13 protein-coding genes are annotated in these 9277 nt (G+C 23.3%); 2 read left to right on the top strand and 11 right to left on the bottom strand.

The window, feature by feature from the left end; all coding sequences use genetic code 11:
- Positions 1-182 precede the first annotated feature (182 nt).
- From RBR25_RS16955 to RBR25_RS16940, 4 genes are all read right to left on the bottom strand, one after another.
- Positions 183-584, bottom strand: coding sequence for a hypothetical protein (locus RBR25_RS16955; protein WP_432820726.1), 402 nt, complete (start codon positions 582-584; stop codon positions 183-185).
- A 266-nt stretch (positions 585-850) separates the two neighbouring features.
- Entirely contained in the window at positions 851-1405 is a 555-nt protein-coding gene (locus tag RBR25_RS16950; protein WP_432820725.1) for a hypothetical protein, read from the bottom strand.
- 289 nt (positions 1406-1694) lie between these two features.
- The gene (locus RBR25_RS16945) at positions 1695-2057 is read right to left on the bottom strand and encodes a hypothetical protein (RefSeq protein WP_432820724.1); all 363 of its coding nucleotides are present in this window, start codon (positions 2055-2057) and stop codon (positions 1695-1697) included.
- 11 nt (positions 2058-2068) lie between these two features.
- Complete coding sequence (locus tag RBR25_RS16940; protein ID WP_432820723.1) at positions 2069-2389, bottom strand: hypothetical protein; 321 nt, start codon at positions 2387-2389, stop codon at positions 2069-2071.
- Between the two features lie 295 nt (positions 2390-2684).
- Between RBR25_RS16940 and RBR25_RS16935 the strand changes: the two genes are divergently transcribed.
- Complete coding sequence (locus tag RBR25_RS16935) at positions 2685-4058, top strand: hypothetical protein (RefSeq protein ID WP_432820722.1); 1374 nt, start codon at positions 2685-2687, stop codon at positions 4056-4058.
- 83 nt (positions 4059-4141) lie between these two features.
- Positions 4142-5077 carry a hypothetical protein gene (locus tag RBR25_RS16930; RefSeq protein ID WP_432820721.1) on the top strand — a complete coding sequence of 312 codons (936 nt, stop codon included), beginning with the start codon at positions 4142-4144 and terminating at the stop codon, positions 5075-5077.
- Here RBR25_RS16930 and RBR25_RS16925 read toward each other — a convergent pair.
- The 7 genes from RBR25_RS16925 to RBR25_RS16895 all read right to left on the bottom strand — a co-directional run bounded on the left by RBR25_RS16925 (position 5074) and on the right by RBR25_RS16895 (position 8936).
- The gene (locus RBR25_RS16925; RefSeq protein ID WP_432820720.1) at positions 5074-5922 is read right to left on the bottom strand and encodes a glycoside hydrolase family 16 protein; all 849 of its coding nucleotides are present in this window, start codon (positions 5920-5922) and stop codon (positions 5074-5076) included. The two genes, RBR25_RS16930 and RBR25_RS16925, sit on opposite strands and share 4 nt — an antisense overlap.
- A gap of 30 nt (positions 5923-5952) precedes the next feature.
- Positions 5953-6180, bottom strand: coding sequence for a hypothetical protein (locus RBR25_RS16920; protein WP_432820719.1), 228 nt, complete (start codon positions 6178-6180; stop codon positions 5953-5955).
- Positions 6181-6182: 2 nt separating this feature from the next.
- On the bottom strand, positions 6183-6476 hold the full coding sequence (locus tag RBR25_RS16915) for a hypothetical protein (protein WP_432820718.1): 294 nt from the start codon (positions 6474-6476) through the stop codon (positions 6183-6185).
- Between the two features lies 1 nt (position 6477).
- Positions 6478-6933, bottom strand: a complete 456-nt coding sequence (locus RBR25_RS16910; RefSeq protein WP_432820717.1) for a phosphatase — start codon at positions 6931-6933, stop codon at positions 6478-6480.
- 112 nt (positions 6934-7045) lie between these two features.
- The gene (locus RBR25_RS16905) at positions 7046-7642 is read right to left on the bottom strand and encodes a hypothetical protein (protein WP_432820716.1); all 597 of its coding nucleotides are present in this window, start codon (positions 7640-7642) and stop codon (positions 7046-7048) included.
- Positions 7643-7947: 305 nt separating this feature from the next.
- Positions 7948-8550, bottom strand: coding sequence for a hypothetical protein (locus RBR25_RS16900; protein WP_432820715.1), 603 nt, complete (start codon positions 8548-8550; stop codon positions 7948-7950).
- Between the two features lie 2 nt (positions 8551-8552).
- Entirely contained in the window at positions 8553-8936 is a 384-nt protein-coding gene (locus RBR25_RS16895) for a hypothetical protein (protein WP_432820714.1), read from the bottom strand.
- Positions 8937-9277 lie beyond the last annotated feature (341 nt).

Raw genomic sequence — 9277 nt, 5'->3', positions numbered from 1 at the left:
TCATTCAGTGCATCTATTACCTTTTGTTTTACATCGTCTGCAATTACACTTGGTACTTCTAAATACAAACATTGCAACGCTTTCATACATTCTTGTTCTTTTGTCATTTCAATTTATTTTAGTTTTTAATAATCCGTAAAAAACCGACACCATACCCGAATACCGTTATGTGTAATAATTTTTTACCCACCCACATTGAAATCAGTGAAAATATCTTTCGGTTCAATATCAGGATTTTCTGAAAGTTTCATCCACTTATGTTTGATTTCTTTTAGATTATATGTATTTTTGTTTATAATTGAATCCAAGTTAGTAATTGAAATTCTTCTGTTAATTCCAACTTTTTTGTTGTAGATGTCCATATAATCTAAAATATCAAAAATAAGATTGTATTTTTCTTCATCTTTTCTTAATCGTTCCATTTTTTTATCATACTTCAACTGTTTGTATGTTTTGAAATCAGGTTCTAAAATCCAAGAAAAATACTTCATTTCTCTTTCAGGTAATTTATCCTGAATATTTTCATTCAAAAATTGTTTCCAGTTCTTTACTTTGTTAATTTGTTCTCTCAATTCTTTACCCATAATTTTATCTTTATATATAAATATTCAGAAATTAAATTTTAGTCCAAATCCCACCCACAAAATTACTACACATAACAAGGTGTATATGTAATGTGAGTTTCAGTGGTATATTCAAGTTTATCTTTCTAATTAATATTTGTAGTTAAGTGAAATTTAGTGTTTCAAATATCACACTACATATACACCCAAACGTTATGTGTAAGTGTTCTGTTCATCGTTCTAATCAATATTTCGGTTTAAAATTTTAAAAGAAAACCCTCACACATTTATTTTTTACGTTTATTAACAATTCTAATTTTATCTGATTTCAAATCGTTATTTTGTTTATGTTTCATATTATACTCATGTGGTATTCTTGTGTCAATTAACATTAAGTTATTTCTAATAATATCTTTTTTATCACGAAGTTTTTGATATGTGTTATGTATTTCTTCAATACCTTTGTTTTTAAGTCTTTCTAAATTAAAATAGTCATCAATATAATCAATAAAAGAAATTTTCATTTTTTCTTTATTATAATAAAACCCATCAATATAATCAAATTTAGATTTATCACCAACACTATCATATCCACCAATGGTTATATTATGATAAATTTCTGGATACATATTTTCTTTTTCACACGCCTGTAAGACTTCTTTAAATCTTTCCGCAATATGTTTGTTTGGAACATATTCATTAATTTGAACATCTGAATTTAAAGTAAAATCAATATATGTTTTAATTGTCTTAAAAATACTATTAAAATCACCATAGTTTTCATTTATAAATTGATTAAAGTTTTTAACCTTATCAATCATCTGTCTTATTTCTTTAATCATAATATCTTTATATATAAATATTCAAATTTAAAAAACCCACCCTTTTTTTCTTTTAAAATTTTTGTTCAGTTCTCCGATTAAATATTCTACCTTAATAAACCACACCTACACATAACAAGGTGTATATGTAATGTGTGGTTCAGTGGTTAAATCATAGTTTCTACATCTAATCAATATTTGTGGTTAAGTCAAGTTTAATGTTTTAAATCTCACACTACATATATACACCCAAACGTTATCTTCAATTATAAAATATAGATTATCATCTTTTAAGTATTTATAAATAGTATTAATTTAATAGTACTTTTTCAAGTGATAATATTTCATATTTTCTAACCCCACATACAACAGGTTTCCAATGAAGACCACATCCTGTAATTATACATGGTTCAGTTCCTCCACTAGTTAATAAACCAGTTTCTGAAATTTTTAATGTAAGATAACAATCATTACCATTAAAAGAATCATATTCACAATCAATTGTATCTTTATCACCATTGGTATATACAACTGATAGTTTCCATTTATATGTATAATTATTTTTATTATTGAAACAAGATGATAAACAACACATAATAATAATTAAAATCATAATAATAATTAAAATCAATGATTTAACTATTATTGATAAAAAATTATTTTTTAAATTCATATTTTTAATATTTAAATTACATTAACATTATATTCAGTATATAAGATATCATCGTATAGATTTAACCAATTATTAATATTATTAATTGATTCGCTAGATAAACATGCTACTTTTTCTTTATTGTCATAATAGCAGCACGTAACATCATTTGGATATTTCAATACCTTATTATCATAATTAATTCCGTTTTCTAATCCATCAATTAACATACTTTCAGTTAAATTATTACCTATTTTTTCATATAATTCAAATGATATATGATCAGTTGGTATTTTTATTGTGTAATACCTACCATTCCATGATTTTTCTATTTTAACCTTAATTTTATCCATCTATTTAATTAAATTTAATTTATATATTAAATTTTTTTATCTTTGTATTTCAAATAATCATAAGAATTAATTACACCATCTTTTAATAATTGATCTAGTAATTTTATTTTACTACTCCTTCGATTTTTTGATATAAGAGTAAAAAATCCTATTATGGTAGCAATAATCGTAAATGCTCCAAAAATTTGGATAAAACAATTAAATTTTCCATATTTTAATATTTTAATTACAAAGATATTAATTTTTTTTTATTTAACAAAATAATTTTAATATATAATATAAAAAATATTCTTTTATGAAAAGATTAGAACCATTTCAATATATTGCAGAAAATATGGAACAAGCTAGACATATTTTAAGATATTATGATATCGATTATGATGATGATAGATTTCAAGAAATAATTAAAAAAACACAAAGAGACGGATATACTGGATTAATAACAAAATTAGTATTTTCTGAAAATATTAAAGTGGAAGATGCTTTAAAATTATATGATGAAATTAAAGATAATAAATTAAATATGGCAGAAATCCAAAAATTAACATATAATGAAATTAAAGATTTAATTACCAATAAAACAAATAAAAAAGATTATGAATTTGTGTTTGATTCTGGTGGTTATAAGGTATTTATAGTAAATACTTATCAAGGTGCATTAGAAACTGTTTCTCCAGCTTGGTGTCTAAAAACAAAATCACAATGGGATTATTATACTATTACAAAAGGAGGGAAACAATTTGTTGCAATTGATAAATTATACATATCTGATAAAGAAATAGAATTAACAGTTCCTAATAATTGGGATGGAAAAACTTATATATCAGATAATAGAGAAAGTAGATATGGTATAACAGTTTATAATACATTAAGAGTAGATGTATTTAATGATAATAATACACAATATCGTAGATTTGATCCAGAATTAGATAAAATTGTTAAAGATTGTATATCTTATAGTAAAAAAATATTTGGAGATAGAGTTATTAATGTAAAAGATTTGGATAATTTAATAGATCATTTATCTGAAATATTAGATGATATGTATGGAGTTGGTTCATTTACTGAAATTGTACATTCAGATATGGATAAAACAATTAAAGAGTTTTATTCTAAAATAAAAGAACAATTAAATTTAAGTAAAGAACAATTATTTGAAAAAATGTCAGAACACAAAGATATAGTTTTACAAGAAGATTTCTTTGTTGCTAATAACGGTATAATGGATTTACTTATAAATGAATGGTTAACACATGATAATATTGTTAATACTATAGATGATTATGATAATGTTGCCATAGGTGATATACATCCATTAGGTGGATATACTATAAGAGAACAAGAATATGATGATTGGATTATAAAATATAATTATGGTTATCAATATACAAAATATGGTAGAGCTGCCATAATACAGTCATTTGGTTCATTACAAGATTATTATACAAAATTAAAAGAACAATTTGTGAAATATTATGAATATGATATTGATATTAATGATAGAAAATATTTTAAACCAAAACAATATAAAGATGGTTGGATAATAATCGCTAACATTAAAGATATAGAAAAATACATGGATAAAATAATAACAGATAGTGGTATATACGAAGTACCACATACCATCAAAGATGGAAAATTATATATTGAATTTTATAGTAAAAAATGATGAAATTATACGAAAGACAGATAGAATATACCGAAAAAGACATACTTTATATTGTTTATAATAACAGAAGTATAGATAATGTCGTGTCTAATTTTATCCCAAAGTATAACGAATTAGAATTATTAAAACTTAATAAAATAGAGAAAGATGTCAGATTATTCCAAAATATTTATAATAAAAATAGACAAATTGAAATAGAACTTAATGATATTAATATAAATGCACCAGATTATTATGTTACACCCAATGATATTAAAGAAAGAACTCAATTAATATTAGATGCACATAATAATTTAACTGAAATAGATTATAAATATCTAATAAATAGAGGGTTTAATGATGATGATATTAAAAGAGCTAAATTTGGTTCTATATCATATATAAACGATATTGATGATTGTAATATATTAGGAATTACTACTCACCCAATAATGAGAAATATATTAAGTGATGGATTAGAAGGTGGTGGTATAATTATACCATTATTTAATAAAGATGGTTTTTTAATAAATGCAGCATTTCGTAAACTATCAGATTTAAATAAATTTAAATATACTCACACAACAATGGATATATTTATGTGGGGATTAGATAATGTTAATGAAGGAGATATCGTATGGGTAGTTGAAGGAATTTTAGATAAATATGCGTTAGATAAAGTCATACCAAAAGGTGATAAAGTTGTATCGATATCAGCTGCATCAATGGCACCAATACAATTTTTTAATTTAATTAACAAAAAACCTAAACAGGTGAATATTATATGTGATAATGATATGGTAGGTTTTAGAACAGGCGCAATTGCTCAAAAAGTATTTTTTTCGAATAATATTTATTCTTATACATTTCATTTTCCTAATAGTAAAGATACTTGTGAACATATTTTAGAAAAAAAAGGTAGTATAAATGATTTAATAGAAATGAGAATAAACATGAGAATGATAAATGATCATAATGATGATTATGAACATAGATTAAATATGAATTTTTTCAATTATTTAAAAAATAGAAAATTTTAAAATTTTTTGTAAGCACGTACATAATCAACCAAAAATTCAGAATAGTAATTTGATTCCTTTCTATTTACATATCTTTCTTGAACACTATGATTCAATACCATCCACATATTGATATTAGGTTTGTTATATGTACCATCAAGTTTTTTCTTATTTGTATATTGAAGTGCTAAAATTCCATCTGTATAAAACTTAATGCTTTTTGGTGTCCATTCCATTGCGAATTCATGAAAATCTGTATCTTGAAGTTCAATCGCCCTACTTCCTAAATTATCTGGTTGTTCATTCTTTCTAAACCAAATAGATGCCCTTTGAGTTTTAATAGTTCTACCTGTTTTTTTTCCATATGCTTCAATAATATCAATTTCAGGTGGCCAAGTTGGTCCCCATAACCAAAATGCTGGCCAAGTTCCTTTTTCTTTTGGTAAATTCATTCTACATTCAAATCTACCATATTGTTGAGAAAATGATCTTTCAGTAGATAATAATGATACTGCAAATGGTATTAATCTATCATCAAATATTTTTGGTTTATATTCGACCTTAAATCTACCATAACTTTTATTATTAATTTTAACTATATCGGGTTCACTGTAATAAACATTATCTTTATCTGGATGATATAATCCAAATACTTCTCCTACTTTCCATTTATTAAAACCATCATAATCCCATGATATTTCATTAAATTCATCAATAAATGTTAAATCATATCCAGTTTTATTTTTTGATGATTGTCTTTTACCATAATTTAACCTTATAAGAATAAAAAATCTAATATATAGGAAAAAATTAACAATATTATCTTTAATTGTCATATTTCTAATTGATTTTATAAATTTTATCATGAAATAAATACGTTTTTTCTTATATATAAATTATATAATTTCATATTCATTATAATTAAACCAAATTTCATATTTAACAGAATAACATTGTTTATTATCATTAATTTCATCGATATGTATAAATCCGTTTTCTAATGATTCTGATAATGCTTTCAATTTTCTAATATGATAAAACGATTCCATTATAGATAAATCTGATAATTCTTCTTCGGGATATAAATTATCTACTAATTCTTTTCTTTTTAATTTTATTTTCATAGTTATAATTTTGAAAAATCTATTGTAATAAATTCTCTATTATTCAAATATTTTTTGAAAATATCACTTTTATAATATTCATCAACGGACATATTTAATTGATTTTTACATAAAAATTCAAATACATTATCTCTGAATACTGTATCATTAAACCCCCATTCTATTGCTAACATTCTTTCGTGTTTTGGTAAACAATTAAATACCTTAAACATTAAATCCTGATCACTAGAATTAATTACAAAACCATCTAAATAGAATTTACCTATTTCATCAAATTGTTGTCTTGTTAATTTCATATTATTTAAATTTTACAATTGTAACATCTACATCCTTTAATCTATCTTCGATTATTTTTCTAACTATATCCCAATTTCCGCCAGCCAAACCACACCCTATTGTTGGTAAACCTATTCTTTTACCTTTATAATAATGATTGATTTTATCCATACACATAGCAATAGCATCATAGTTAACATTCACTTTATCAGTACCATAATTATATTGGGTATAACAATTAAGTACTTTTATAAATTCACCATTGTCTATTTGAACAGGGCAAACTGATATATTTCCCAGTTTATTATAATCTCCTTTTTTAGTTTGTCTGTCAATTATAGCAACACCATTCCATGTATCTATAATTGATTTAGCTATACCTGAACGCATAGTATTAAAACAATTACAACCATGTGCAATTATATCAAAATGACCTTGTTTTGCTAATTCTATTAAATCACCTTTGATTTCTTTCATGTGTTATTATTTTATTAATTTAAAATGGAGTAAATTCTGATAAGACTGAGTAGACGTGATAACGTTTTTGTAAGACTACGACCTATTTCCCTATCATATCAGAATTTACTTTTTAATTTTTAAATAATTCTAAAACAGAAATATATTTTAAATTATAAATATTACTAATATATATACTTATATCATTAATTGTCCAAAAATGATAATTATTTTTTTCCATTTTATTTGACCAATCTATATAACTATTCCATTCTATATTATCCCTATCAATATTAAAAGAACTGGATATAACTATATCCACATCACCAATCTTAGATATTAATTGTTTTGAATCCTTACATTCGCCATCTTCCCATTCGTCTAAGTCTATGAAAAAATCATCATTAGTTGTTAATAATACATGTTCTCCTAAATGGTTATTATATAATTTATGTCCATTATCACCGAAATATTTTCTTATAAATAATTTAAATGGTTCTTGAAAATGACCACCACCAACACCATTCCATTTTATAAGAAAAAAATCATATTCTTTTTTATTGGAAATAATTTTAAAATTAGATATTTCTATAAATTTAAAATATCTTTTTTCTTCATTTGTCAATAATTTAGAATTATGTTCTACCCAATCATCAAATGCACAATTGATATTACTCTTTACATAATCAAATAATGATTTCATATCATCTAATGTATATTCAACTTTCATATATTTTTATTTTTTAAATAATTTACTATTTTTATATTTACAAAGTAAGCATACCTTATTAAATAATGAAGATGTCCAAAATCTTTCATCACAATTTTTACATTTTTTATAAAATTGGAATCCTATTCCTCTTATAAATTTTATTTTCATATATTTAATTATTAATATACATCAAGTATAAAAATAAACTATTTAAAAAGAAAAATAAGCAGTAAACAAAATTTTAGGATATTTTTCTCTAAAAATAAAAGTTCCTAAAAAACTAGCAAAAATATTAGCGATAAACGCTGAAATCAATCCTATCATTACTGTTTTTTCCATATTTTAATTATTTTAAAAGGATTTGACCAAAATTTTGATCCGTCTAATGATAATAAAAATTCTGCTTTAATTGGACACCAATTAATTATTTTGTGTTCACCATATGATTTTTTAACATAAAATACAGTTTGCCCAACCATTGATTTATAATTTGATTCACCTAATCTTTTTAAATTTGATATATGTTCATCTTTTGTAAAATCAGTAAAATTATTAATATCAACATCTATGTTATTGATTTTATCATAGCAATTTTCCCATGTTTCTAACATTCTAGCATAACTCTTTTCATCGCCATATTTTTCTGATTGAATAACTTTAATTTTTTTATTTAGTGCAAATGCAACACCCATATCAAAATGAGTACCTAATGATTTACTACTATAGAATATATGCACTTCATCTGATTCTTTAATAGCTTGCATATTTCTATTATTAATATCAAATTCAGTTGCTTCTTGATTTGTATCTCTATGTGGTAAATGAACAATATGTCCATCTTTTTCTAATACAAATACATAATCTTCCAACATCTTACGATATTCTGGTGTGGCTATTCTAACACTACAAATAACAAATATTTTCATTTTTAGACTTTTACTTTAATATCCCAAACTTCATGTAATGGTATTTCAACTTTACTTATAATTCCTTTTTTACAAAAAAGAATTTCATATTCTAATTCTTGCCACATATTAACTTCAAATTTAAATAACCTAAACCCATTTTCATATAAACTTAAAGCGTCTTCTGCACTAAACCAAGTATTCATATTTTCAATGGATTTGCCCGCACTAAACCATTCTTCCCCATCTTTTCTATGTAATTCTAAATTTTTAGGCATTGGTAAGTTTTTATCAATCCCATTAGGACAAAGTATATGAATTTGTTTTTTTGGTTCACCATCCTTATCATACCACATCCCATTTTTATCAGTAGGATTCTCAATTCTATAAATTATTTTTGTTTTCATATAGTATATCGTTTAATCGTTTGGTATTCTTGTATATCAATAGTATTTTTATTATAATAAGATTTTAACTTTTCTAATAATTCTTTTTTTGATTTAGAAAAATATATTTGTTTATATGTACCACCATATGAAAAGACCGTATAACAAAATGGTACCCACCCAAAAAATTTTCTAGTTTGTAAATAATACATTTTCTTATCGTTGTCTTTAATAACTACAAATCTAATTTTCATATTTTATTTAATTTTAATTTTATTTTTAACAAAAATAATGTGATATAATAAATAAGTTAAACCACCTATTATATAATATTTTAAAAATTCATCATATGTATATAATGA

This window comes from Trichloromonas sp., from assembly GCF_034006665.1.
GTDB lineage: Bacteria > Desulfobacterota > Desulfuromonadia > Desulfuromonadales > Trichloromonadaceae > Trichloromonas.
The sequence above is the reverse complement of the archived record's forward strand: the minus strand, read 5'-3'. Positions and strand labels throughout refer to the sequence as shown.

Coding starts and splice junctions, on each gene's coding strand:
- RBR25_RS16895 (WP_432820714.1), bottom strand. CDS start 8,936: ATGAAAACAAAAATAATTTATAGAATTGAGAATCCTACTGATAAAAAT.
- RBR25_RS16950 (WP_432820725.1), bottom strand. CDS start 1,405: ATGATTAAAGAAATAAGACAGATGATTGATAAGGTTAAAAACTTTAAT.
- RBR25_RS16910 (WP_432820717.1), bottom strand. CDS start 6,933: ATGAAAGAAATCAAAGGTGATTTAATAGAATTAGCAAAACAAGGTCAT.
- RBR25_RS16900 (WP_432820715.1), bottom strand. CDS start 8,550: ATGAAAATATTTGTTATTTGTAGTGTTAGAATAGCCACACCAGAATAT.
- RBR25_RS16915 (WP_432820718.1), bottom strand. CDS start 6,476: ATGAAATTAACAAGACAACAATTTGATGAAATAGGTAAATTCTATTTA.
- RBR25_RS16945 (WP_432820724.1), bottom strand. CDS start 2,057: ATGAATTTAAAAAATAATTTTTTATCAATAATAGTTAAATCATTGATT.
- RBR25_RS16940 (WP_432820723.1), bottom strand. CDS start 2,389: ATGGATAAAATTAAGGTTAAAATAGAAAAATCATGGAATGGTAGGTAT.
- RBR25_RS16955 (WP_432820726.1), bottom strand. CDS start 584: ATGGGTAAAGAATTGAGAGAACAAATTAACAAAGTAAAGAACTGGAAA.
- RBR25_RS16935 (WP_432820722.1), top strand. CDS start 2,685: ATGAAAAGATTAGAACCATTTCAATATATTGCAGAAAATATGGAACAA.
- RBR25_RS16905 (WP_432820716.1), bottom strand. CDS start 7,642: ATGAAAGTTGAATATACATTAGATGATATGAAATCATTATTTGATTAT.
- RBR25_RS16920 (WP_432820719.1), bottom strand. CDS start 6,180: ATGAAAATAAAATTAAAAAGAAAAGAATTAGTAGATAATTTATATCCC.
- RBR25_RS16925 (WP_432820720.1), bottom strand. CDS start 5,922: ATGATAAAATTTATAAAATCAATTAGAAATATGACAATTAAAGATAAT.